Here is a 23,306-nt window from a genome sequence, read left to right as displayed (position 1 = left end):
GTTTCCGGCTCAGGGTGCGGGGTTCTCCGCGATCAGCCGGATCGTGAAGCCCTCGGGGCCGTGCCGCAGCGACACGTACGCGCACAGCTGGTACGTCAGCCACAGCCCCAGCCCGCCCGGCCCGCCCGCGGCCATCAGGCCCGCCGCCGGGTCGGCCGGCCCCGGGCCGCGATCGCCGACGGTCACGACGATGCGGCCCGGCTCGGCCCAGGCGCGCAGGAGCACCGGCGCGCGGCCGTGCCGCACGGCGTTGGTGACCACCTCGGTGACGCCCAGCAGCAGCCCTTGCAGCTCGTCGCTCTCCAGCGCCGCGATCGGCTGCAGGGCGTCGACGGCGTTGCGGGCCCGCGCGAGCGACGGGTCGGTCAGCTCGATCGCCGGCGGCAACGCCTCGAGCGGGTGCGTCCACGGCCGCACCGCGCCGGCGAGGAAGTCGCGCGGCGGCCGGTAGTCCGGGCTGGCCACCCGGCCCCCGCCGGTGGTGACCAGGTGCGTGTGCGTGCGCCGCACGTCCTCGAGGACCTCGGGCGGGGCGGTGCGGGTGTCATAGGGGCACAGGCCGTACATCGGGAACTCGTCGTACACCTCGTTGGCGGCGGCCTCGTAGCGCGCCCACCACTCCCACGGCACCCCGGTGCCCGGGTGCGGCACGTCGCCGGCGATGCGGATCTGGGTCGCGCCCCCGGCGACGTGGCCGGCCAGCATCTCGCGGTGCCGCCGGATCGCGGCCGCCGGGCGCAGGTAGTGCCGGCCGCCGTCGATGAACACGACTCCGCTGCCCGGGCCGAGGGCGTCGCGCACCAGCGACTGGTTGTGCGGGCCGAACAGCGAGATGGTCGGCTCGCCCGCCGCGACCCCGTCGAGCAGGAACGGCAGCACGAGGGCCAGGAACTCCTCGTCGCTGCCGTAGAAGCCGGCCTCGTGCAGGATGCCGTCGTGCCCGGCCGCGGGTCCTGACCTCACGACACCACCACCCGAAGGTCGCGCAGTTCCAGCAGGTCGGCCAGCCGCGGTACGGCACTGTGCCGGTCGACCCGCAGCACCGTCGCCGCGCCCCGGCCCCGCACGTGCCCGACGAGCTGCATCAGGGCTCGGTGGTCGATGAACCCGAGTTCCCGCGCGTCGATCGTCACCGCGCCGCCGACCGGCTCCAGCTCGCTCCACCGCAGCGCCGCCCGCAGCTGCTCGTGCCCGGCCGGGTCGATCTCGCCCGCCAGCACCGCGGCCACTCCCGGCTCCGCGGTCGCGAACAGCAGAAACGGCGTCGCGGTCGGCTGTGCGAGCGGATGCATGCCGGCGAGCTCGGCCGCGGCGGCGTCACCGAGCTCGGCGCGGTTGAACCCGCACAGACCGGACAGCTGGTGGCGCACCATGTAGGAGTCGATCATGAACTCGAAGCGTCCGAAGGCCGCTCGCCCCTCCGGCGTGGCCACCAGCCGGGTCGCGTCGGCCGCGACCCGCAGGCCGGTGTAGCCGTCGGCGAGCGCCCGCTCGGTCGCGTCCGCCCAGAAACGCACCAGCTCGGCCGGGTCGATCGGGCCGTCGGGTTCGTCGTGCCGGAGGCTGAGCACGCGCTGGCCGGCCACCCGGCCGTCGGCCAGGAAGCGGTCTACGACCTCGTGGTAGTCGGCCGGATCGTCGAAGATCCAGCCGATGTGGTCGTGTCCGCCGAGCGCGTCGACCGCGTCGACGAACCCGGTCCGGCGCATGGTCGGAACGGTAACATGCTTGCTGCCCGGCAAGCTCTTCCCCGCCGGGGCGCCGGCGACCCGCACGCGCGGCCCGGGGTGGTGGACTTCGGGTACCGTTGCGGGTGAAGGGGAGTAGTCCTTCGCCGGTTCGCCGTCAGTTCGGAGCCCTCGTGGTTCCCGGTGGCCGGGCCCCGCGTGACCGGGGTGGACGAGACCTTCGACCCAGCTGGTGACGAACACGTTGCCGCGGACAGGGTCGAGGTCTCGCGTGCGAGAGTTCGGTTCCTGCCGGCGGCGGGAAGGACCTCAGATGCCGACCATCGCCGACCGCATTCGCCGGTTCCTGAGCAGCCCCCAGGGGCAGCGGCTGATCATGCGCGCCCAGGACGAGCTGCGCAAGCCGGAGAACCGCCGCCGCCTCGAGCAGGTCGTGTCCCGTGTCCGCCGTCGCGGCTGAGCGGCCCGGCGCCGGTGGTGACCTGCGCGGCGGTGGCGTCGCCGAGCTGCACTACGACGCCGACGCCGTGCTCGTGGTCGCCGGCGTGCCCGGGGCGGGCAAGACGACCCTGCTACGGCGCCTGTTCCCGGCCGGCGGCTCGGCCGTGCGGGTGCTGGACTCCGATCACACGCGGGAGTGGTGGCGCCCGTACCTCGGCCGGCTCCCGTACCGGTACTGGCGCCCCGTTGTGCACGTCAGCCACTACGCCCGGCTGGTGCGCGCGCTGAACGCGAACGGCCCGATCGTCGTGCACGAGTGCGCGACGCGGCCGTGGGCCCGCCGGCTCATCTTCGCCGCCGCGCGCCGCTCCGGCCGCCGGGTGCACCTGCTGCTGCTCGACGTCAGCCCGGCCGACGCGCTCGCGGGCCAGGCGGCGCGCGGCCGGCGCGTGCGGTCGCGGTCGTTCGAGACGCACTGCCGCAACTGGCGGGCCGTCGTGCACGGCGAGCACCGCGACGCGGCCTCCGTCACGCTCATCGACCGGCCGGGGGCCGCGAACCTCGACGCCATCCGGTTCCGGCCCGACGTAAGTTTCAACGCCGGGTGAGCGGCCCGCACGGTGCCCGGCGCGACCCGCGCGCCGGGGCCGTCCGGCCGGTATCGGGCCTCCGGGCAGCGCGAACGCCCGGAGTCGTGAGCGTTGTGGGGGCGCCGGCCGCGGCCGCGTGGGCACGCGCCGGTCGGCTCGCGGGCTTCCGGGCGCCGGGCATGTGAGCGATAACATTCGCGAAATGCTTTTCGTACCTGTCGCTCACGGAGGATCCGATGCAGTTCCCCAGAGTGGTGGCCGCCGCGTCGGCGGCCGGACTCGCCATCGCCGGGGCCGTCGCGGTGCTCACCGCGAACCCCGCCCAGGCGGCCGCCGGCTGCCGTGTCGACTACACCGTCGCCAGCTCCTGGCCGGACGGCTTCACCGCCAACGTCACCGTCACCAACTACGGCGATGCCGTCAACGGCTGGCGGCTCACCTGGTCGTTCGGTGCCGGCCAGACCGTCACCCAGCTCTGGGGCGGCACGGTCACCCAGTCCGGCGCCCAGGTCGCGGTCGACAACGCGACCTACAACGGCAGCATTGCCACCGGCGCCAACGTCGCCTTCGGTTTCAACGGCTCGTGGAGCGGCTCGAACCCGGTGCCCACCAGCTTCGCGCTCAACGGCGTCGCCTGCAACGGCGCGACCACCACCCCGACGGGCACCCCGTCCAGCACCCCGTCTCGTAGCCCGTCCAGTACCCCGTCGAGTAGCCCGTCCAGTACCCCGTCGAGCAGCCCCAGCGCCTCCTCGCCGACGTGCGCGCTGCCGTCGTCGTACCGGTGGTCGTCGACGGGTGCGTTGGCGAGTCCGGCGAACGGGTGGGTGTCGTTGAAGGATTTCACCAATGTGGTCTACAACGGCAAGCATCTGGTGTACGCCACGACGCATGATACGGGTTCGTCGTGGGGGTCGATGAATTTCGGTCTGTTCACGAACTGGTCGGACATGGGTTCGGCGAGTCAGAACCGGATGAGTTTCAGTGCGGTGGCGCCGACGTTGTTCTATTTCGCGCCGAAGAACATCTGGGTGTTGACGTACCAGTGGGGTGGGACGGCGTTCTCGTACCGTACGTCGAGTGATCCGTCGAACCCGAATGGCTGGTCGGCGCAGCAGACGTTGTTCACGGGGAGTATTTCCGGGTCGGGTACGGGTCCGATCGATCAGACGATCATCGGTGATGCCTCGAACATGTATCTGTTCTTCGCCGGGGACAACGGCAAGATCTACCGGGCGAGTATGCCGATCGGGAATTTCCCGGGCAGTTTCGGCTCCAGTTACACGCAGGTGATGAGCGATTCGACCAACAACCTGTTCGAGGGGGTGGAGGTCTACAAGGTGCAGGGGCAGAACCAGTACCTGATGCTCGTGGAGGCGATCGGTGCTCAGGGCCGGTACTTCCGGTCGTTCACGGCGAGCAGTCTGGGTGGTTCGTGGACGCCGCAGGCGGCCAGTGAGAGCAACCCGTTCGCGGGCAAGGCCAACAGCGGCGCGACGTGGACCAACGACATCAGCCACGGTGACCTGGTCCGTACCAACCCGGACCAGACCAAGACGATCGACCCGTGCAATCTGCAGCTGCTGTACCAGGGCCGGTCCCCGAGCTCCGGCGGCGACTACGGGCTGCTGCCGTACCGCCCCGGCCTGCTGACCCGGCAGCGCTGAGCTACGGCCGGAGCTCCGCTCGCAGGGTCTCCAGCGCCGTCTCGATGATGTCGACGAGCCTGCGGTCGTCGTCGGCGTCGAGCCACTCGGCCACCGACACGTACATCAGGGTGACCGAGGTCTCGGCGAGCAGCGCGGCGCGGGCGGGCTCCAGGCCGCGGGCGCGGAAGCCCTCCCGGACCACCTCGGCGAGCGCGGCCCGCTTGTGCAGGTCGCGCTCGCGGAGTCCGGGGTCGGACGCGACGATGGCCCGGCGCTGGCGCAGCGTGGCCTTGCGGCCCTCGAAGTGCGTCTCGGCGACGGTGCGCAGGCCCGCGAGGAGCATCGCCAGCGGCTCGCCGGTCGTCGGGGCCTCGGCCATGAGCTGCTCGGCGAACGCCGGGATCGCGGACTCGTCGGCGAAGAGCACCTCGCGCTTGTCCGTGAAGTGGCGGAAGAACGTGCGGGTCGTCAGGCCCGCCCGGGCGGTGATCGCCGGCACCGTGGTCGCGGCGAAGCCCTGCTCGGCGAAGAGCTCGAGGGCCGCCTGCCGCAGCCGCTCGCGAGCGTCGGGTTGCCATCGTGCCATGACGGAAGTCTAGCGGTGATGACATGACGTGTCATGGACGGTACGGTGATGACACGGCGTGTCGTCATCGGGATGCGCGCCGCACCTGGGCGGAGCTGTGTCATGCACGACGTATGGATTCTCGGCGGCACCGGCCGCAGCGCGCGGGCGATCGCCGCCGAACTGCTCGGACGGGGCATCCGGCCGGTGCTCGTGGGGCGCGACGCCGGCCGGCTCGAGGCGGCCGGCGACGGCCTGCCGACGCTCGTGGCCGGGTCGGTCGCGGAGACGGCGGACGCGATCCGCCGGGACCGCCCGGCCGTGGTCGTCAACACCATCGGCCCGTTCACCGAGACGGCCGCGCCGCTGCTGCGGGCCTGCCTGCCGGCGAGCCACTACCTCGACCTCGCCAACGACCTCGCCGCCGTCTCGGCGACCCTCGGCCGGGACGGCGCGTTCGCCGCCGCCGGGCGCACCGCCGTCACCGGCGCCGGATTCGGCGTGACCGCGACCGAGAGCGTCGTGGTGAAGCTCTGCGAGGGGCGGCCCACCCCGCGACGCGTCCGGGTCGACATGGTGCCCTCTCTGGCGGTCGAGGACGGTGTGCTCGGCGACGCCCTCGCGGGCACCATCGTCGAGGGGCTGCCCGGCGTCGCGGGCGGCGGCCGGTACCAGGGCCGCCGCTACCGCGACGGCCGGCTCGCCCCCGCCCGGCTGGGCGCCGACCCGATCCGCCTCACGCTGCCCGACGGCTCGGTGGTCACCACCGCCGCCATGCCGCTCGGCGAGCTCATGGCCGCCCAGCGGGCCAGCGGCGCCGCCGACGTGCTCAGCGCGTCGAGCGAGGCCCCGGCCGCGCCCGTGGTCCGCGCCGTGCTGCCCGCGGCCGTGGCCCTGCTCAACCTCGGACCCGTGCGGTCCTTCGCGCGGCGCCGGCTGGCCGCGGTGCGCTTCACGGCCAGGCCGAAGCCGCGCGAGCACTCCTGGGGCCACGCCGTCGTCGAATGGCCCGACGGCAGCCGCCGCGAGGGCTGGCTGCGCGTCGGGGAGGCGCAGGCCTGGACCGGCGCGGTGCCGGCCGAGGTCGTGCGCCGCCTGCTCGGCGGCGAGGGCAGGCCGGGCGCGTACACCCCGGCGGCCCTGTTCGGCTCGGCGCTGGCCGAGGCGTGTGGCGGGGAGTACCAGCTGTCGTAGGTTCACCGGCCGGCGCGCTTTCACCATCCGGCGGGCGCGCCCGGGGAGCTGCTCGGCCCGGGGGCGAGCTCGAGGGGCAGGTCCGCCTCCAGGGTGGTGCCGTGCCCGGGCGGGCTGCTGATCGAGAAGCTCCCGCCGAGCGCGTGCACCCGGTCGGTCAGCCCGAGCAGGCCGTTGCCGTGCACCGGGTCGGCGCCGCCGGCGCCGTCGTCGCGCACGGTGAGGCGGAGCCGGTCCCCGAGCGCCGTCACCTCCAGCCGGGCGTGCGAGGCCCGCGCGTGCCTGGCGGTGTTCGCCAGCGCCTCCGCGGCGACGTGGTAGGCCGCCGTCTCGATCGGCTCGGGGAGGCGGCGGTCGAGGCCCGCGTGGATCTCGACCGGGACGTCCGAACGCCGGGCCAGGGCCTTGAGCGCCGGCCGCAGCCCGCGGTCGGACAGCATCGTGGGGTAGATGTCGCGGGAGACCTCCCGCAGGTCGTCGAGGACCGCGTTCAGCCCGTGCGGCACCTCGGACAGGTGCCGCCGCAGCTCTGGCAGGCCCTCCGGGACGCTCGACACCGCGTCGCCCGCCTGGATGCCGATCGCGATGAGCTGCTGGATGCCGTGGTGCAGGTCGCGTTCGATCCGGCGCCGGTCCCGGTCGGCGGCGACGAGGAGCCGGAACCGCGACGCGGCCAGGTCGGAGCGCGCCCGCGCGTTGGCGACGGCGGCGGCGATGAGCTCGGCGCAGTCGGCCAGTCGCGCCTCCGCGGCCGGCGCCAGCGGCCGCTCGCCGGCCACGGTGGCGTGCACGGCGCCCCAGACTCGCCCCTCGACGAGGATCGGGGCCGCGACCGTCCCGCGCACGTGGCACCGGCGCAGCTGAGCGGCGATCGCGCCCGGGGCGGTGGCGAGGCTGTCCATGCGCGCGGGCCGGCCGGTCCGCCGGACCGTCGCCGTGACGCTGCGGCCGTCCAGGGGCAGCCGCGCGCCGACCGGGATGCCGGGGGCGGCGGACCGCCACGCGCCGACCACGGTCGCCGTGCCGTCGTCCTCGTAGCGCATGACGTGCGCGCCGTTGCTGCCGATGAGCCGCTCCAGGTTCGCGCCGGCGGCGTCCAGGACCGCGGCCGGAGGGGCGCCGCCGGCCGCGCGGGTCGCGATGCGCCGTGCCGCGGCCTGTTCCCGGGCGGTGCGCGCCAGGTGCCGCACGCGCCGCTGGAGAGCGTCGCCCATCAGGTTGCACGAGCGCGCGAGGTCGCGCAGCTCACCCGCGCCGGTCTCGGGCACGCGGCAGGCCAGGTCGCCGCGCGCGAGCCGGCGGAGCATGGCACCGGCCCGGCGGACCGGCCGGGCGACGGCCCGGCTGGCGTACCCGACGACGGCGCAGCCGAGCAGCACCGCACCCGCCATGCCGAAGGCGCTCGCCGTCAACGCCCAGCCGGAGCGCGCCCGGACCAGCCGGTCGTGCTCGGCCAGGAACTGCCGCTCGCTGCCGGTCAGGCGGTCGAGCCGGTCCCGGAGCTCGGCGACCCTGCGCTCGTCCTCCCGCAGCGTCGCCGGGCTGCGCGCGGCCGGGTCGCCGCGCCGGGCCGCCTCGAGCGCCGGCATCGCGGAGTCGTCGAGGTACGACTGGCTGACCCGGGTGATCGCGCGGACCTGGCGAGCCTGATCCGGCGTATGGGCCAGCCGCCCCAGCCGCGCGTCCGTGCCGATCAGGCCGGCCCGCTCCTGCTGCCAGGCCGTGAGCAGCGTCGGGTCCCTCGTCACGAGGTAGCCCCGCTCGTTGCGGTCGAGGTCGAGGATGTGCTGTTCGGCCTCGTCCTCGGCCGCGAGCAGCGCCGTGGAGCGCGCCGCGATCCGGTCCGCCTCGCGGTGCTGAAGGATCGAGACGAGCAGGGCGCCGAATATGGAGCCGACGACGATGACGACCACCGCGTAACCCACGACGAAACGAAGAACCAGCCCACCACGCACGGCAGCCTCCGAATGTGACGTGCGGCTCGAATGCCGCTGTCTCGGACCCACGATGCGGAGAGAACGCGGCGGCCGGCCCTGATCGCGAGTCCGGCGGGCGAGCGCGTCCGAGGCCATTTTAGTCGGGGTCACCAGCGCTCCGCCCGCGCCGCGACGTGCTACTGGTGCAGCCGGTTGCCCCGTCGCCAGACGGCGCGGGTGTTGAGGGTGTCGGTGATGGTGGTGGTCGGGTCGCCGTCGACGAGCAGCAGGTCGGCGCGCAGCCCCGCGGCGATGCGGCCCCGGTCGGTCAGTCCGAACCGTCGGGCCGGGGTGCTGGTGGCGGCCCGCAGCGCCTCGACGGGGCGCAGGCCGGCCTGGACGAGGTACTGCAGCTCGTGGTGCACGCTGGCGCCGTGGGCGAGGCCGCCCAGGAAGGGCAGGGGGAACGAGGCGTCGGTGCCGACGAGAATGTCGACGCCGGCGTCGTGCAGCGCCTTCACCGAGGCCAGGACGTCGCCGATGCGGCCCTGCGGGTAGCGGCCGAAGCACGAGCGCAGGGTCGCCATCCAGTCCTCCGGCAGCCGGGCGGCGACCCGGGGGTCATCGGCGAGCGCGGCGCCGGTGATGCCCATCAACGAGGCGTTGACGACCACGCACGGCACCACGAACGCGCCCGAGGCGGCGATGCGCGCGATGATCTCGTCGGTGTGGGGCCCGTCCATGAACAGGTGCACCAGCCCGCCGATGCCCGCCCCGATCGACATGCGGGTGGCGTCGCGGGTGAGCGCGTGCGCGACGGTGAGCATGCCGTGCCGCTTCGCCGCGGCCACGCCCGCGTCGAGCGTCGCCTGGTCCAGCATGGGCAGGCCGGGATGGCCCTCGATGCTGCCGTCGTCGACCATGAACTTGATGTAGTCCGAGCCCGTCTCGACGAGCCTCGGGATGAACGCGGCCGCCTCCTCCGGCGTGGTCGAGAACGGCATCACCGGCGGCGGTGTCGAGCCCCCGGGCGGCCCGGGCCGGAAGCCCGGGGGGAACAGCTCGCTGGGGTGGCCGCCGGGCGGCGTGATCCCGAACCCGGCCGAGCGCACGTCGGCCACGGTGTCGTCGTCGGTGATGCCGGCCCGGTTGGGGCGGGTGTTGGTGCCCTGCATCTCCAGCTCGGTCGTCACCCCGAACCGCAGGGCGAGCGCCAGGCTCGCGGCGTTGGTGTGGACGTGCGCGTCGATGAGGCCGGGCAGCAGCGTCGCCCCGGCCGCGTCGATCACCTCGACGTCCGCGGGCGTCTGGCCGCCCACCGCGGCGATCAGCGGGCCGTCGAGGAGCACCGTTGTGGCGCCGAGCACCGTGTGCCCGTCGAAGATCCGCGCGTTGATGATGGCTGTCTGCATGGGTTGCCTGCCTCCTGCATGGGCTGTCTGCCCGCCGGCTCCATGTCGCGGTCCGTCCCGGCTTCACGGGCTGCCTGCCCCGCGAGAATGCCGTAACCGGCGAACATGTACCTGACGAACGTGTTCGTTACGAACGTACAGGTTGGCGAACGAGTTCGCAACGAACGCGTTCGCCATCACACGTGCCGCCGGTTCACGACGGTTGCGGCTTCGGGGTCTTCGCGGCGAACCAGATGCCGCCGGCCATCGCGAGCACGCCGATGACCTGCACCGTGATCGACACCCAGCCGGTGGCCAGGGACTCCTGGAACGCGGTCACGCCGATCAACACGCCGGCGAACGGGTCGACGATCGTGATGGCCGTGAGGGGTACGGCGATCCGCCCGCTCTGGAACGCGTGCTGGTTGAGCACGACGGCGAAGCCGCCGACCACCGCGAGCGCGTACAGCTCCGGCCGGAGGAAGACCCCGGCCGGGTCCCGGGCGAGCTGGGCGGTGACGGTCTTGAGCAGGGAGGCGCCGAGGCCGTACAGCAGGCCCGTGGCGACACCGAGCAGCGCGCCGCGCATCGCCCCGCTCGAGCGCCAGGCGGTCGTCAGGCACACCACCAGCGCGGGACCGGCCCACAGCGCGACCCCCAGCCAGGCGGCGCGCGAGGGCTCGGACACCCCGGGCCGGGGATGCGCCGCGATCAGGAACGCGACCAGCCCGGCGCCGCCGAGCGCCACCACGCCGAAGTCCCGCCGGTACACCCGCCGCCGGTTGAGCGTGGCGGCCAGCGGGATGGCCATGAACAACCCGCTGATCAGCAGCGGCTCGATGAGCGCCAGCGGTGCCGAGCTGAGCGCGTACGCCTGCAGACCGGTGCCGGCCCCCTCCGGGACCCACCCCAGCAACCACCTCGGCCGGCGCGCCAGGCGCAGGATCAGGCGCGGGTCGAGCGTGCGGGGGATCGGCTCGCGCTTGGCCGCGCTCTGCTCGAGCGCGGAACCGACCGCGAAGCAGATCGCCGAGCCGAACCCGGCGAGTATCGCCCCGACGTTCATGGCCCGCGAAGCCCCTCCTCCGCTTCCGCCCCGCTGCCTACCCCGGCGCTCACCCCGCACACCGGGTCGGCCGCCAAAGCTGCGGGGCGTCGGGTGGTGTCCGGGGCCGCAGCAGCGGGTAGGCCGGTCGCCAAAGCTGCGGGGCGTCGGGTGGTGTCCGGGGCCGCAGCAGCGGGTAGGCCGGTCGCCAAAGCTGCGGGGCGTCGGGTGGTGTCCGGGGCCGCAGCAGCGGGTAGGCCGGTCGCCAAAGCTGCGGGGCGTCGGGTGGTGTCCGGGGCCGCAACAGCGGGTAGGCCGGTCGCCATGGTGTACGCGCTGGCCTTGTCCGCAGCGGCGTTCGTGGGGATCGGCAACGCGGTGCAGCAACGTTCGGCGGCCCGGGCGCCGTCCGGCACGGCGCTGCACTGGCGGCTGCTGGGGTACCTGCTCCATCAGCGCCTGTGGCTGGCCGGCATCGCCACGTCGGTGGTCGGCAACCTGCTCAGCGGCGCCGCGCTCGGCCTGGGCAGCGTCGCCGAGGTGGAGCCGCTGAGCGTCATGGCGGTGCTGTTCGCGATGGGCGTCGCGGCCGTCTGGAGCCGGTACCGGGTCGGGTGGCGGGAGTGGTCCGGCGCGAGCGCGGTGGTCGTCGGCGTGCTCGTGTTCCTGGTCGTCGCCCGGCCCGGCCCGGGCCGGCCGGACGCGCCGGTGTGGCAGTGGGCGCTGGCCGCCGCGTCGATCGGTGCGATCACGGCCGGGCTGGTGTCGCTGGCCCGGCGGATGCGCCCGCAGCACGAGGCGGCGGTGCTGGGCCTGGGCGCGGGCATGCTCTTCGGTCTGCAGGCGGCGCTGACGAGCGCGGCGGCGCGGCGGCTCTTCGAGCGCGGGCTGCTGCCGATGCTGGTGGACTGGACGCCGTACGCCGTCGTCGTCATCGCCGTCATCGGCATCCTGCTGGCCCAGAGCGCGTTCAAGCTGGCCCCGCTCCCGGTCTCCTACCCGCCCGTGGCCGCCGCGGAGCCGCTCGCCGGCGTGGCCATCGGCATCGGGGTGCTGGAGGGCACGATGCGGATCACGCCAATCGCCCTGGTCGTCGAGATCGTCGCGCTGGCGCTGATGACCGTGGGCGTCTACGCCCTCGCCTCCTCCCGGCTGGTGGAGGCCCACCACCACGCCCACCACCGGCCCCACCTGCCGCACCGCCACCCGCATTCGCCTCGCCCGTGACGCCGAAGCTCCTCCGGGCGGTGCGCCGCCGGCTCGACGCGGTCTTCGGCGGGGCGGCCCGGACCCGCATCGTGCTGATCTTCGGGGGAGTGCTGGCGCTGGGCTCGGCGGACATCGGCATGGTCGGCGCGCTCGCCCGGCCGCTGGAGGCCGCCTTCGGCATCAGCCACACCGAGCTCGGCCTGCTCGCGACGGTGTCCTCCGGTGTCGGGGCGCTCGCCGCCCTGCCGATGGGGATCTGCGCCGACCGGGTGGCCCGGATACGGCTGCTCGTGCTCACCGTCGGACTGTGGAGTGTCGCGCTGGTCGTCGGCGCGGCCGCGCTGTCGTACCTGTGGCTGCTGCTGTCCCGGCTCGCCCTCGGCGCCGCGGTCGCGGCGTCCGGCCCGCTGCTCGCCTCGCTGCTCGGCGACCTCATCACCCCGGCGGACCGCGCGCGCGTGTACGGCTGGATCCTCGCCGGCGAGATGGTCGGCGCCGGCGTCGGGCTCGTCGTCGGCGGCGGCATCGGGCTCGTGCTGTCCTGGCGGTACGGCTTCGCGCTGCTGGCCGCGGCGGGCGCCGGGCTGGCCGCCGCGATCCACCGATGGCTGCCCGAACCGGCCCGGGGCGGACCCAGCCGCGTGCGGGCCGGCGACGCCGAGATCCCGCACGCGGAGCCGGTCACCCTGCGCCGCTCCGGCACCGTCCCGGCCGGCACCACGGCCGGGGACGCGGCACGCTCGCTGGCCCAGACCTTCGCGCTGCTCCTGCGCGTGCCGACCATCCGGATTCTCGTCGTCGCCTCGTCGATCGGGTACTTCTTCTTCGCCGGCCTGCGCACGTTCGTGGTCGTCTTCGTCACGGCGTACTACGGCGTCGGCGTCGGCGGGCTGATCGGCCTGGTCGTCGTGATCGGCGTGGGCGGCCTGGTCGGCGGGGTGCTCAGCGGCCGGCAGACGGACCGGTGGCTGGCCCGGGGCCACGAGAACGCCCGGATCGTCGTTCCCGCCGCCGCCTACGCCGCCACCGCGGTCCTGTTCACGCTCGGCCTGCTCAGCGACACCGTACCGATGGCCCTGCCCTGGTTCGCCGCGGGTGCGTTCACGCTCGGCGCGGCGAACCCACCGCTGGACGCGGCCCGGCTCGACATCGTCACGCCGCGGCTGTGGGGCCGGGCGGAGAGCATCCGCACCGTGCTGCGCCTCGCGGCGGAGGCGGGCGCCCCGGTGCTGTTCGGCCTCCTCGCCGACTCGCTCGCGGGCGAGGTGGGCACGGCCAAGGCCGTGAACCTGCGCGACACCTTCCTGCTGATGGTGGTACCGCTGCTGGCCAACGGGCTGGTCATGCTCCGGGCGCGGCGGACCTACACCGCGGACAAACGGGCCGCCGAGGCCGCCGCCGAGCGGGAGCCCAGCGCGGGCTGACCCGCCCGCCGGCGCCCGGTGTCGCCCGCGGAACGTTCATGGGCGTCAATCGTCCGCTGCAACAATCCTGCACACGTCGATCCATTGACTTCTGCCCGGCCTGGCGCCAGTTTGATGAGGAATGCGCTTTCCTGACGGCCGCGGGAGTAGCGACACCCCATCGAGTGAGACGAAGGTGAGCAAGGATGAGACGACCAGTCGCGTTGCGGCTCCTGGCGGTCGGTGCGGCGGGCGCCGCCACGGCGATCGGCGTGGCCCTGGTGGTACCGCAGGCGTCGGCGGCGACCGGTGGCGTCACCGGGTACGCGACCCAGAACGGCGGCACCACCGGCGGCGCGGGCGGCCAGACGGTCCGGGCCACCACCGGCACCGCGATCCACACCGCTCTGTGCAACCGGGCGTCGAGCAGCACCCCGATCATCATCCAGGTCGAGGGCACGATCACCGTCGGGAACACCGCCAAGGTTTCCGGCAACAGCTGCAACACCGCCGCCGGGGTCATCGAGCTCAAGCAGATCAGCAACGTCACGATCGTCGGGGTCGGCGCCGGAGCGGTCTTCGACCAGATCGGCATCCACATCCGCGAGTCCAGCAACATCATCATCCAGAACGTGACCGTGCAGAACGTGAAGAAGTCGGGCTCGCCCACCTCGAACGGCGGCGACGCCATCGGCATGGAGAGCAGCGTCCACAACGTCTGGGTGGACCACAACAGCCTGCTGGCGTCGGGCGGCGAGGACCAGGGCTACGACTCGCTCATCGACATGAAGGCGGGCACGAACTACGTGACCGTCTCGTACAACACGCTGCGCAACTCGGGCCGGGGCGGGCTCATCGGCTCCAGTGACAGCGACACGGGCAACGGGCCGGTGACGTTCCACCACAACCTGTACGAGAACATCGACTCCCGCACGCCCCTGCTGCGCGCGGCCACCGCGCACATCTACAACAACTACTACGTGAGCCTGAACAAGTCCGGCATCAACCCGCGCGACGGTGGCAAGGCGAAGGTCGAGAACAACTACTTCAAGAACTCCCAGGACGTCCTGGGCACGTTCTACACCGACCTGATGGGCAGCTGGCAGGTCGCGGGCAACATCTTCGACAACGTCACCTGGACCAGCCCCGGCACCGAGAATCACCCGGCGGGCCCGAACGTGCAGTCGAACACGAGCATCAGCATCCCCTACGCGTACAGCCTCGACGCCGCCAGCTGCGTGCCGACCGTCGTCACGCAGACCGCCGGGGCCAACAAGGGCCTGCAGGTGTCCAGCGGCTCCTGCACGGCGACGACACCGACCGCCACCACGGCGGGGCCGACCACCACCGCCAGCCCGACGCGGACCGCGAGCCCGACCCCCACGCAGTCACAGCCGTCGGGCACCAACCTGAGCATCGGCGCCGGCGCGGACGGCTCCAGCAAGGGCGGCGGGACGAGCTACGGCAACGTCATCGACGGCAACCTCGGCACCTACTGGTCGCCGTCGGGCACGACCGGCGACATCTCCGTCAAGTGGAGCTCCGCCAAGTCGGTGTCGCGGATCAACATCCGCGAGGCGTCCGGCTCCGCCGGTGCCATCGGCTCCTGGCAGGTGCTCAACGCCGACACCGGCGCCGTGCTGAAGTCCGGCAGCGGCGCGGGCGTCATCAGCTTCACGTCGACGTCCCTGAAGAAGATCACGTTCAGGATCACCGGCGCGTCGGTGACGCCCAAGGTCGCGGAGTTCGAGACCTACGCCTGACCGGCTCCGGGCCCAGGGTGCGGTGACCGCCGAACACGGCGGTCACCGCACCGTCCCCGGTGGGGCCGCCTTCGCCGCCCGACCGTCCGGGACCCCGTTCGACGCGACCGCTCACACGTCATCGTGCCCGATCTCGATCCGGCGCAGTGATGGCACGAGCGAGACCAGGAGCATCGCCGCCGCCGCGACCCCGCCCCCGGTGACGGCCACCGTCGCCGCCCCGAACGCCGCCGCGAGGACCGGCGCGGACAGCTGGCCGGCGGGCAGGGACGCAGTCGACCAGAACTCGTCATGCGCGCCGACCCGGGACAGGAGGCGCTCGGGAATGTTGGTGTAGTTGACGGTTTCCCAGACGACGGTGAAGAACTCGACGGCCACCCCGGTCACCAGCGACGCCGCGGCCAGCCAGACCGTGTTCGCGCCGGCGCCCAGGAGCACGAGCGGGAGGGTGGCCAGCGCCATGGCGAACAGCGCCGGCACCATCGGCCGCCGCATCAGCCGCACCTTCACCAGCACCACGCTGGCCAGCAGCGCCCCGACACCCTGGGCGCTGAGCACCAGGCCCCAGCCGGCCGCGCCGATGGTGTCGTGGGCGACGACGGGGCCGAGGATCTGCCAGACGCCCCTGTTGGCCGCGTTGAACACGGCGAAGGCCAGCGTCACCGACCAGATCCACGGCCGGGACCTGAAGTATCGCCAGCCTTCCATCATGTCGGCGAGCATCGTGGGGCCGTCCCTGCCGCGCGGTGCCGGCGCGGGCAGGGAGATCCGGGCGAAGCAGGCGGCCGCCAGCAGGAAGGAGGCGGCGTCCGCGGCGATCGCCCAACCGCCGCCGACGGAGGCGGTCAGCAGGCCGGCGGCGGCCGGGCCGAGGATTCGCGTGACGTTCCTGGCCGAGGCCAGCAGGGAGCTGGCCGTCTGCAGATCGCGCCCGGCTACGAGGTTCGAGACGATGCCGCGCAGCGCGGGGGTCGTCAGCCCCTGGAACACGCCGTTGACGGCGGCCAGCGGCAGCAGCAGCGCCGGGTGCTGATGGGTCAGGAGCAGGGCCGCGGCGCCGGCCTGGGTGACGCCCGCGCCGAGACCGGTGAGGCGCAGCACGGCGTCGCGGCGGTAGCGGTCGGCGAGTCCGCCGCCGAAGAGCATCGTGGCGACCGTCGTCACCAGGGCCGAGGCGGTGATCGCGGAGAGCCAGGCCGCGCTGTCGGTGATCGCGAGGACCCCGAAGGCCAGGGCGACCGGCGACATGAGACTGCCGGCCATGGAGATCGTGAGGCCGGCGAAGAACCACCGGAAGGGCGGTGATCGGAGAGGCCCTCCGCAAGCGGCTCCTGCCTTCGGCACGGGATGGCACGCTGCCAGCCCCGACCGGATGCATCAACCCGATTATCCGGCGGGTGCCGATCGGCCCGGCCCTATGCCGCGTCGCCGGCCACCCAGTCGGGGTGGGCGGCGACGAATGCCGGCACGGTGTCCTCGCGAACGGCGCTGAACAGCTGCAGGCTGGTGTCGCTGAGAATCTCGGTGTCCTGGCCGTTGATGACCTCGGAGTTGAAGGTGCCACCGTTGGTCTTGAGCATGGTCAGGGCGCCGGAGCGGATGCCGCGCAGCGTGAAGATCCAGTCGGCGACGGAGATGCCGCCGCTGTCGAAGGTCAGCGCCTGGCCGGCGGCGCGCAGCACCTGGTCCAGTTTGCCGGGGCTGGTGAGCACGCCGCTGCCGGTGGCCTGTTTCAGGACGGCCTTGATGAACTGTTGCTGGTGGCGCTGCCGCCCGTAGTCGCCGTCCGGGAGCAGCTCGCGCTGCCGCACGTAGTCCAGGGCCTGCCAGTCGGCCAGATGCTGGCAGCCGGGCTGGTACACCTGCGGGGTGACACCCGCGACGGCAACGGGACCGTCATCGGTCATCGTATATGGCATCTGGTAGCGGCCGTGGGCGTCGTGACCGATGTGGACCGAGACGGTCCGCTCGTCCACGCACATGTCCACCCCACCGAGGGCCGCCACCAGCGACTTGAACCCGGCGAAGTCGACGATCGCGCCGCCGTTGAAGGAGATCCCGGTCAGCTGCTTGATCGTCAACGCGAGCAGCCCGAACCCGCCCGCCCGGCCGGCGCCGTTGCCGTAGCCGTTGGGGAACGCCGCGTTGATCTTGGCATGGCCGCCTTCGTACCCGCTCCTCGGATAGGGCGGGATCGGCACGTACGAGTCCCTGGGTACCGACACCAGGTAGGCGGCGTCGTGGCTCGCCGGAATGTGCACGATCATGATCGAGTCGGCGTTGTGGTCGGCGTCGGGGCTGTCGTCGCGTTGATCGATGCGCTGGTCGATGCCGACGAGCAGCAGGTTGATCGGCCCGTCGATGCTGACGTGCGGGTCCGCCGCGTCGCCGAGCAGGTTCTCCTGGCCGATCGAGGCGGTGTAGCGGTTCAGCAGCGCCCGGGAACCGGCGAGGGCGGCGGCGCTGACCAGCACGAGCAGCACGCCGAGGACGACCAGCGCCCGGGCCCAGCGCCGCGGCCGCCGAGGCCTCGGCGGCCGCCGGGGATGCCGTGGACGCCGCGGGCCCGCGGCCCGGACGGCGGCCGATTCGGTTGGTGGGACGGCGGCCCGCACCGCCGCCCGCCCACGGGCCCGTCGGCCGTCGCCGGCCCGTGCATCAGGAATTGGATCGCCCATACCGTCTCTGTTCTCGAGCCGGGCCGGCCGCGAATCTGGCGCGCCGGGAGCCGTGACATCTGCGTGACCTCGCAAGCGTAGGAGGCCCCGGCCGGGCCGGGCGACGTATCGGCAGGTGATAGCGCAGGTGGCAGTGCCGGACACCCGGCAAAGTCACCTCCGCCCGCCCGGCGCGCCGCGTTTACCGGGAACCGGTCGGGTACAGGCGCGCTCGACATCCCGCAGTTGAGGCTGGCGTTCGATGCCTCGAGCCGGTCCGGTGATCGGCGCGTGTCGCGGGCGAGGGGAAGGAAGATCGTTGGTCGTCGACGCGGGAAAACGCAGCGTCATGGGGGTTCTGGTCGATGTCATCGACTACGACACCGCGGTCGCGAGGGTGATCGCGGCCGCCCAGCAGCAGCGCCCGTTCATCCTGACGGCGCTGGCCGTGCACGGCGTGATGACCGGCTTGTCGGATCGGCGGCACAACGCCCGGCTCAACGCCTTCGACGTGGTGGCCCCGGACGGCCAGCCGGTACGGTGGGCGCTGAACCTGCTGCACCAGGCTCGGCTGCGCGACTGGGTGAGCGGCCCGGAACTGACCCTCCGGGTGCTGCGACGTGCGGCCGACGAGGGGTTGCCGGTCTACCTCTACGGTTCCACCCAGCGCACCGTCGACCGGCTGGTCGCGGCATTGACCCGGACCATACCGACGCTGCGCATCGCCGGCGCCGAGCCGTCACGGTTCCGCGACGCCGAGCCGGGGGAATACGCCCGCATCGCCGAGCGGATCAACGCGTCGGGGGCCCGCGTGGTCCTGGTCGGGCTCGGCTGCCCGCGGCAGGAGTCGTTCGTCCACGCGATGCGGCCGCTGCTCGCCATGCCGCTGCTGGCGGTCGGGGCCGCCTTCGACTACCACGCCGGCCGGCTGCGCTCCGCACCGCGCTGGATGCAGCGCAACGGGCTGGCCTGGCTGCTGCGGCTGGTCCTCGAGCCGCGCCGGCTGTGGCGGCGCTACCTGATTCTCGGCCCCCGGTACGTCGTGCGGCTGTCCGCGCAGAAGGCCGGGCTGTGGGAGCCGTACGTGCCCGCGCCCTCGCACCGGCCGGTCGAGCCCGCACCGGTCTGACCCCACCCGCCCCTGTTCATCGACCGACCGAGGCGGAGGATACATGTGCGGAATCGCCGGCATGGTGCTGGCCAACGACACGCGTCCCGTGGACGGGGACCGGCTGCGCGCCATGTGCCGCAGCCTCGCGCACCGGGGCCCCGACGAGGACGGGTTCTTCCTCACCCCGACCGCCGGGCTGGCGGTGCGGCGCCTGGCCGTCATCGACGTGCTGCACGGCCGGCAGCCGGTGCGCTCCGAGGACGGCGCCGTGGTCGCGGTGCTCAACGGTGAGATCTACAACCACCGCAGGCTGCGGCAGTACCTCGCCGCGCGGGGCCACACCTTCGCATCCGGCAACGACGCCGAGGTGATTCCGCACCTGTACGAGGAGTTCGGCACCGGCTTCGCGGAGCACCTGGAGGGCATGTTCGCCATCGCCCTGTACGACAGCGCCCGTCATCGCCTGGTGCTGTCCCGCGACCGGGTGGGCGTGAAGCCGCTGCACTACGCCGAGCGCGCCGGCGGCCTCGTCTTCGGGTCGGAGATCAAGGCGGTCCTGTGCGCCCTCCCCGAGCGGACACCGGACCTCCAGGCGTTCAGCGCGTACCTGTCGCTCATGTACGTGCCCGCGCCCCGGACGATGTACCGGGAGATCCGCAAACTCGAACCCGGTACGACGCTCGTCTGGCAGGACGGCCGCTGCACCTCGCGGCGCTACTGGGCGCTCGCCGATGTGCCGCAGCGGCAGGACCTCACCGTCGCCCGTGCGGCGGGGATCCTGCGCGAGCTGCTGGTCAGCAGCGTCCGTCAGCAACTGGCGGCCGACGTGCCCGTGGGCTTCTTCCTCAGCGGCGGCATGGACTCCGCCACCGTCGTCGCCGCCGCCCGGCGCGCCGAGCCCGACGCCGAGCTGAAGACGTTCTCCGTGGGCTTCGCCGACCGCTCCTACGACGAGCGGGACGGGGCCGCCCTCGTCGCGGACAGGTTCGGGACCGACCACACCGAGCTGCTGGTCGAGCCGGCGGCGCAGGACGTCGTCGACGGCATCCTGCCGGCCTTCGACGAGCCCTTCGCCGACCCGTCGATGGTGCCCACGTACTACCTGTGCCGCCTCGCTCGCCGGGACGTGACGGTGGCGTTGAGCGGCGACGGCGGCGACGAGCTCTTCGCCGGCTACCTCACCTACCAGGCCGACCGCTACGCCCGCTACTACCGCCACCTCCCGCGCGCGGTGACGGGCCGGCTCGTGCCGAACCTGCTGCGGTACCTGCCGCGCTCCAGCGCGCGGGCGAGCTTCGACTTCAAGGCGCGCCGCTTCGCCGAGAACGCCGTCGAGGAGCCCGGCCGCAGCCACTACCTGTGGCGGGTCGTCTTCCGGGAGGCGCACAAGGCGCGGCTGCTGCAGCCGGACGTGCTCGCCGAGCTGTGCGACACGTACGACACGCACGAGCCGCACTACGACGCCGGGGCCGGATTCGACCGGCTCACCCGGTTCCAGTACACCGACGCCCACGTCTACCTGCCCGACGACGTGCTGACGAAGGTCGACCGCGTGAGCATGGCGCACTCGTTGGAAGTCCGGGTGCCGCTGCTGGCCACGCCGATGCTCGAGTTCGCCTTCTCGTTGCCGGGCCGGATGAAGCTCCCGGGCCGGCAACCGAAGTGGCTGCTGCGTCAGGCGATGGCCGGCCTGCTGCCGCCGCGGACGCTCGCCATGGGCAAGAAGGGCTTCAACGCCCCGCTGCCGCGCTGGCTGCGCGGCGTGTACCGGCCGCTGGTCGGCGACTACCTGTCCCGCGACGTCCTGCGACGGCAGGGCTATCTGCGCTTCGACGCGGTCGACGAGATCGTCGAGCGCCACCTCAGCGGCGTGGCCGAACACGCCCGCGAGATCTGGATCCTGCTGCTGTTCACGATGTGGGCCGAGCAGGAGAAGGCATACCGATGACGACGACGGCGCCCGCCCGCTTTCCCCGGAGGTACGACAACCCGTGAGACACTGGGTGCTGCTCATCCCGCTGTTCCTGGCGTGCCTGCCCGCCGTCGTGCTCACCTCCTCGGTCCCGCCGCTCGCCCGGGCCTGGGCCTGCCGCGTCGCCTTCGTCGTCACCGCGACGCTGATCGTCGCGCCGTGGATCTGGCTGCGCCTGGGCCATGACGTGCCGGCGCGGGCCGCCATGATCCTCATCACCGGGTCGTTCGCGGGCGGGATCGTGCTCAGCGGCGCCACCGCCGGGATCGTGGAGGACAACGCGCCGCCGTCGCCCGCGGTGCAGCACGCGGTCCTGCGGTACCACACCGCCTGCACCGTGCGCCGCGAGCCGCGGGGCAAGCGGCTCCTGGACGTCATCGGCGCCCTCGTCGGGCTCGCGCTCACGCTGCCGCTGTGGCCGATCATCGGGCTGCTCATCTGGTTCGAGGAGCCGGGGCCGATCTTCTTCACCAAGAACTCCGTGGGCCGCGGCGGACGCACGTTCCGGCAGTTCAAGTTCCGCAGCATGCAGTACGGGGCCGAACGGCTCACCGGACCCGTCGTGTCGCCCGCGGGGGACCCGCGGACGCTGCGGGTCGGGCGCTGGCTGCGCCGCTGGCACCTCGACGAGCTGCCCGAGCTGATCAACGTGCTCAGCGGCTCGATGGCCCTCGTCGGGCCCCGGCCGCTGCGTACCGTGCTCGTCAACAAGCACCTCGAGGCGGTTCCCGGATACGCCGAGCGGCACACGGTACGGCCCGGCATCGCCTGCATCGCCCAGATCGAGAAGTTCCACATGCCGCCGCGGGAGCGGCTGGCGAAGGACCTCGCCTACATCGAGCACCAGAGCGTGCGGCTCGACCTGCAGCTGCTCGTCCGCGCGGTGCTGACCACGGCCCGCGGCGAGCGTCACTACGACGAGCCGGTGCTCGCCGCGCCGAGTCCCGTCACGGTGCCGGCGACCCGCAACGACGGGCAGCTGCCGGGTCTGGTCGAGCATGCCGGCCGTACCCAGGACGCCTGAACGGTCGCGCCGCCCGCACGGACCGGGTGGCGCGTCCCGGTTCGTCGGCGCCGGCCTGCTCGACCAGCTGGTGATCGCCGCGGCCAACTCGGCGAACACGCTGCTGGGCGGCATCCTGCTGTCGAAGGCGCACTTCGGCGCGCTCGCGCTGGCCCTCGCCGTGGGCTATCTCGCGATGTACCTCAACCGCGCCGTGGTCGGCGACGTCCTGCTCGCCCTGGCGTCCCGCTACGACGGAGACCCCCGGGCCCGCCTGGCCCGCGACGGCCTCGCCACCGCACTGTGCTCGGGCGTGGCGACCACCGCCGTCTTCGTCGCGCTCTGGGCGGCCTGGCCCGGCCGCGGCCAGATCGACCTGGGCGACCTCGTCCGGCTGGCCCCGTTCATGGTCCCGATCATGCTGCACGACACCGCCCGCTGCGACTACCTCGCCGACCGCCGCCCGGACAAGGCCCTCGGCATCGACCTCGTCTGGGCCGGCACCCAGGCCGTCCTCGTCGCGGTCATGATCGCCACCCACCACTCCAGCGCCGGCGCCCTGCTCACCGCCTGGGGCCTCGGCGCCACCGCCGGCATGACCGTCTACCTGCTGCGCGAGCGCCGCCTGCCCTGGCGGGGCAGCCCCGCGGCCTGGCTGGCCGAGACCCGCCACCTCTCCGGCTGGTTCACCCTCACCGCCATCGTCGCCCAGGTCCACGTCCTGGCCATCAGCTTCACCGTCGCCGGACGCCTGTCGAAGATCGACCTGGGCAACTTCCGCTTCGTGCAGACCGTCCAGCTCCAGCCGGTCCAGAACCTGGTCACCGCGATCAGCAGCCTGCTCACGCCCCGGGCCTCCCGCCACGCCGCCGAGGCCGCCGAGCCCGGCCCCGACGGCGCCGCCGCCGCCGCGACCCTGCGCCGCCAGACCCACCGGCTGGCCCTCGCCTTCGCCGCCCTCGGCGCGCTGATGGTGCTCGTCGTCTGGCCGGTGGTCTCGTACGTCCTGGTGCGCACCCACAAGTTCGCCGAGGCCGCCCCGCTGGCCCTGCCGATCGCTCTGCAGGGCGCGGTCTACCTGGTGCAGGTGCCGTTCACCGCCGCGATGCGCGGGATGCACCAGGCCCGGGCGCTGTTCCTGCAGTACGTCGTCTTCGCCGTCGTCTCCCTCGGCGGCCTCGCACTCGGCGCCGGCCGGGGCGGCCTGCACGGCGCCGCGTGGGGCCTGCTCATCGGCTCCGCCGCCGGTCTGATCTGCATGCTGATGCTCTACGCCAACACGCTGAGGTCGCTCGGCCCGCCGTCCGCGACGCCCGCACCGGCCCGTGTGGAGGCCCCGCAGAACGCCTAGACCCACGGCCCGGACGCCGGACGGGCAGGCGGCAGGCGGTCAGGCGGGCGCGACCGCCGGGACCGTGTGCTGGTGGGTCACCGCGTCGCCGCGGGGATGGTCGGGCAGGTTCCGGTCGGCGCGGTCGGCGTGGAACAGCGCCTCGGCGAGCAGGGCGCGCACATGGGTGTCGGCGGCGGAGTAGTGCACGAACGTGCCCTCCCGGCGTCCCCGGACCAGCCCGGCGAGCCGCAGCTTGGCCAGGTGCTGGCTCACCGCGGTCGGGGCGGCGCCGACGAGCTCGGCCAGGCAGGCCACCGACGACTCGCCCTGCAGTCCACCCCGCGACCGGCTCCGGCCTCGGCGAGCGGGATCTGCT

Annotated in this window: 20 protein-coding genes; 11 read left to right on the top strand and 9 right to left on the bottom strand. The window is 73.4% G+C overall.

The features are described 5' to 3' along the window. Window positions 1–9 precede the first annotated feature (9 nt). Window positions 10–963 carry an anti-sigma factor RsbA family regulatory protein gene (locus ACQP1P_RS27100; protein WP_433074284.1) on the bottom strand — a complete coding sequence of 318 codons (954 nt, stop codon included), beginning with the start codon at window positions 961–963 and terminating at the stop codon, window positions 10–12. Next, the gene (locus ACQP1P_RS27095) at window positions 960–1,709 is read right to left on the bottom strand and encodes an MEDS domain-containing protein (protein ID WP_433074282.1); all 750 of its coding nucleotides are present in this window, start codon (window positions 1,707–1,709) and stop codon (window positions 960–962) included. The genes ACQP1P_RS27100 and ACQP1P_RS27095 overlap by 4 nt, the downstream gene beginning before the upstream one ends. A gap of 292 nt (window positions 1,710–2,001) precedes the next feature. On the opposite strand from ACQP1P_RS27095, the gene ACQP1P_RS27090 reads away from it, so the two are divergent. The 3 genes from ACQP1P_RS27090 (at window position 2,002) to ACQP1P_RS27080 (ending at window position 4,386) form a co-directional block, all read left to right on the top strand. Continuing rightward, on the top strand, window positions 2,002–2,148 hold the full coding sequence (locus tag ACQP1P_RS27090; protein WP_433074279.1) for a hypothetical protein: 147 nt from the start codon (window positions 2,002–2,004) through the stop codon (window positions 2,146–2,148). After that, a complete protein-coding gene (locus tag ACQP1P_RS27085; RefSeq protein WP_433074276.1) occupies window positions 2,129–2,737 on the top strand; it encodes an AAA family ATPase in 609 nt (202 codons plus the stop codon). The genes ACQP1P_RS27090 and ACQP1P_RS27085 overlap by 20 nt, the downstream gene beginning before the upstream one ends. Window positions 2,738–2,955: 218 nt before the next feature. Then, window positions 2,956–4,386: a non-reducing end alpha-L-arabinofuranosidase family hydrolase gene (locus tag ACQP1P_RS27080; protein WP_433074273.1), complete on the top strand. Its 1,431-nt coding sequence runs from the start codon at window positions 2,956–2,958 to the stop codon at window positions 4,384–4,386. A gap of 1 nt (window position 4,387) precedes the next feature. On the opposite strand, the gene ACQP1P_RS27075 is transcribed toward ACQP1P_RS27080, so the two are convergent. Then, window positions 4,388–4,954, bottom strand: a complete 567-nt coding sequence (locus ACQP1P_RS27075; protein ID WP_433074270.1) for a TetR/AcrR family transcriptional regulator — start codon at window positions 4,952–4,954, stop codon at window positions 4,388–4,390. A gap of 102 nt (window positions 4,955–5,056) precedes the next feature. Between ACQP1P_RS27075 and ACQP1P_RS27070 the strand changes: the two genes are divergently transcribed. Next, complete coding sequence (locus ACQP1P_RS27070; RefSeq protein WP_433074267.1) at window positions 5,057–6,127, top strand: hypothetical protein; 1,071 nt, start codon at window positions 5,057–5,059, stop codon at window positions 6,125–6,127. 20 nt (window positions 6,128–6,147) lie between these two features. Here the strand turns inward: ACQP1P_RS27070 and ACQP1P_RS27065 are convergent, their stop codons facing one another. The 3 genes from ACQP1P_RS27065 to ACQP1P_RS27055 all read right to left on the bottom strand — a co-directional run bounded on the left by ACQP1P_RS27065 (window position 6,148) and on the right by ACQP1P_RS27055 (window position 10,500). After that, complete coding sequence (locus ACQP1P_RS27065; protein ID WP_433074264.1) at window positions 6,148–8,052, bottom strand: HAMP domain-containing protein; 1,905 nt, start codon at window positions 8,050–8,052, stop codon at window positions 6,148–6,150. 188 nt (window positions 8,053–8,240) lie between these two features. After that, on the bottom strand, window positions 8,241–9,455 hold the full coding sequence (locus ACQP1P_RS27060; protein WP_433074261.1) for an amidohydrolase family protein: 1,215 nt from the start codon (window positions 9,453–9,455) through the stop codon (window positions 8,241–8,243). A 193-nt stretch (window positions 9,456–9,648) separates the two neighbouring features. Further along, complete coding sequence (locus ACQP1P_RS27055) at window positions 9,649–10,500, bottom strand: DMT family transporter (RefSeq protein WP_433074259.1); 852 nt, start codon at window positions 10,498–10,500, stop codon at window positions 9,649–9,651. Between the two features lie 303 nt (window positions 10,501–10,803). Here ACQP1P_RS27055 and ACQP1P_RS27050 point away from each other — a divergent pair, with 303 nt between their 5' ends. From ACQP1P_RS27050 to ACQP1P_RS27040, 3 genes are all read left to right on the top strand, one after another. Then, window positions 10,804–11,706 carry a DMT family transporter gene (locus tag ACQP1P_RS27050; protein WP_433074256.1) on the top strand — a complete coding sequence of 301 codons (903 nt, stop codon included), beginning with the start codon at window positions 10,804–10,806 and terminating at the stop codon, window positions 11,704–11,706. Next, window positions 11,703–13,112 (top strand): MFS transporter, encoded by a 1,410-nt coding sequence (locus ACQP1P_RS27045; RefSeq protein WP_433074253.1) that lies wholly within the window; start codon window positions 11,703–11,705, stop codon window positions 13,110–13,112. Before ACQP1P_RS27050 ends, ACQP1P_RS27045 begins: the two co-directional genes overlap by 4 nt. Window positions 13,113–13,297: 185 nt before the next feature. Continuing rightward, complete coding sequence (locus tag ACQP1P_RS27040) at window positions 13,298–14,854, top strand: pectate lyase family protein (RefSeq protein ID WP_433074250.1); 1,557 nt, start codon at window positions 13,298–13,300, stop codon at window positions 14,852–14,854. 111 nt (window positions 14,855–14,965) lie between these two features. Here ACQP1P_RS27040 and ACQP1P_RS27035 read toward each other — a convergent pair whose 3' ends face one another. Then, window positions 14,966–16,117 (bottom strand): MFS transporter, encoded by a 1,152-nt coding sequence (locus ACQP1P_RS27035; RefSeq protein WP_433074247.1) that lies wholly within the window; start codon window positions 16,115–16,117, stop codon window positions 14,966–14,968. 152 nt (window positions 16,118–16,269) lie between these two features. Further along, window positions 16,270–17,337: an LCP family protein gene (locus ACQP1P_RS27030; RefSeq protein WP_433074244.1), complete on the bottom strand. Its 1,068-nt coding sequence runs from the start codon at window positions 17,335–17,337 to the stop codon at window positions 16,270–16,272. 523 nt (window positions 17,338–17,860) lie between these two features. Here ACQP1P_RS27030 and ACQP1P_RS27025 point away from each other — a divergent pair. Genes ACQP1P_RS27025 through ACQP1P_RS27010 form a run of 4 tightly spaced genes read left to right on the top strand, consistent with a single transcriptional unit; the run spans window position 17,861 to window position 22,948 of the window. Further along, window positions 17,861–18,640 carry a WecB/TagA/CpsF family glycosyltransferase gene (locus ACQP1P_RS27025; RefSeq protein WP_433074242.1) on the top strand — a complete coding sequence of 260 codons (780 nt, stop codon included), beginning with the start codon at window positions 17,861–17,863 and terminating at the stop codon, window positions 18,638–18,640. A 43-nt stretch (window positions 18,641–18,683) separates the two neighbouring features. Beyond that, window positions 18,684–20,570, top strand: coding sequence for an asparagine synthase (glutamine-hydrolyzing) (gene asnB, locus ACQP1P_RS27020; protein WP_433074239.1), 1,887 nt, complete (start codon window positions 18,684–18,686; stop codon window positions 20,568–20,570). Window positions 20,571–20,613: 43 nt separating this feature from the next. Next, complete coding sequence (locus ACQP1P_RS27015; RefSeq protein ID WP_433074237.1) at window positions 20,614–21,618, top strand: sugar transferase; 1,005 nt, start codon at window positions 20,614–20,616, stop codon at window positions 21,616–21,618. After that, window positions 21,593–22,948, top strand: a complete 1,356-nt coding sequence (locus ACQP1P_RS27010) for an oligosaccharide flippase family protein (RefSeq protein ID WP_433074234.1) — start codon at window positions 21,593–21,595, stop codon at window positions 22,946–22,948. Before ACQP1P_RS27015 ends, ACQP1P_RS27010 begins: the two co-directional genes overlap by 26 nt. A 39-nt stretch (window positions 22,949–22,987) precedes the next feature. On the opposite strand, the gene ACQP1P_RS27005 is transcribed toward ACQP1P_RS27010, so the two are convergent. After that, on the bottom strand, window positions 22,988–23,245 hold the full coding sequence (locus tag ACQP1P_RS27005) for an ArsR/SmtB family transcription factor (RefSeq protein WP_433074231.1): 258 nt from the start codon (window positions 23,243–23,245) through the stop codon (window positions 22,988–22,990). Between the last annotated feature and the right edge of the window lie 61 nt (window positions 23,246–23,306).

The sequence above is a fragment of the Dactylosporangium sp. CA-052675 genome (assembly GCF_050947935.1).
Lineage (GTDB): Bacteria > Actinomycetota > Actinomycetes > Mycobacteriales > Micromonosporaceae > Dactylosporangium.
Note: the sequence above shows the minus strand (reverse complement) of the source record. Positions and strands in the feature narration are given on the sequence as shown.

Coding starts and splice junctions, on each gene's coding strand:
- ACQP1P_RS27095 (WP_433074282.1), bottom strand. CDS start 1,709: ATGCGCCGGACCGGGTTCGTCGACGCGGTCGACGCGCTCGGCGGACAC.
- ACQP1P_RS27090 (WP_433074279.1), top strand. CDS start 2,002: ATGCCGACCATCGCCGACCGCATTCGCCGGTTCCTGAGCAGCCCCCAG.
- ACQP1P_RS27080 (WP_433074273.1), top strand. CDS start 2,956: ATGCAGTTCCCCAGAGTGGTGGCCGCCGCGTCGGCGGCCGGACTCGCC.
- ACQP1P_RS27075 (WP_433074270.1), bottom strand. CDS start 4,954: ATGGCACGATGGCAACCCGACGCTCGCGAGCGGCTGCGGCAGGCGGCC.
- ACQP1P_RS27070 (WP_433074267.1), top strand. CDS start 5,057: ATGCACGACGTATGGATTCTCGGCGGCACCGGCCGCAGCGCGCGGGCG.
- ACQP1P_RS27060 (WP_433074261.1), bottom strand. CDS start 9,455: ATGCAGACAGCCATCATCAACGCGCGGATCTTCGACGGGCACACGGTG.
- ACQP1P_RS27055 (WP_433074259.1), bottom strand. CDS start 10,500: ATGAACGTCGGGGCGATACTCGCCGGGTTCGGCTCGGCGATCTGCTTC.
- ACQP1P_RS27050 (WP_433074256.1), top strand. CDS start 10,804: ATGGTGTACGCGCTGGCCTTGTCCGCAGCGGCGTTCGTGGGGATCGGC.
- ACQP1P_RS27040 (WP_433074250.1), top strand. CDS start 13,298: ATGAGACGACCAGTCGCGTTGCGGCTCCTGGCGGTCGGTGCGGCGGGC.
- ACQP1P_RS27035 (WP_433074247.1), bottom strand. CDS start 16,117: ATGGCCGGCAGTCTCATGTCGCCGGTCGCCCTGGCCTTCGGGGTCCTC.
- ACQP1P_RS27025 (WP_433074242.1), top strand. CDS start 17,861: ATGGGGGTTCTGGTCGATGTCATCGACTACGACACCGCGGTCGCGAGG.
- asnB (WP_433074239.1), top strand. CDS start 18,684: ATGTGCGGAATCGCCGGCATGGTGCTGGCCAACGACACGCGTCCCGTG.
- ACQP1P_RS27010 (WP_433074234.1), top strand. CDS start 21,593: ATGCCGGCCGTACCCAGGACGCCTGAACGGTCGCGCCGCCCGCACGGA.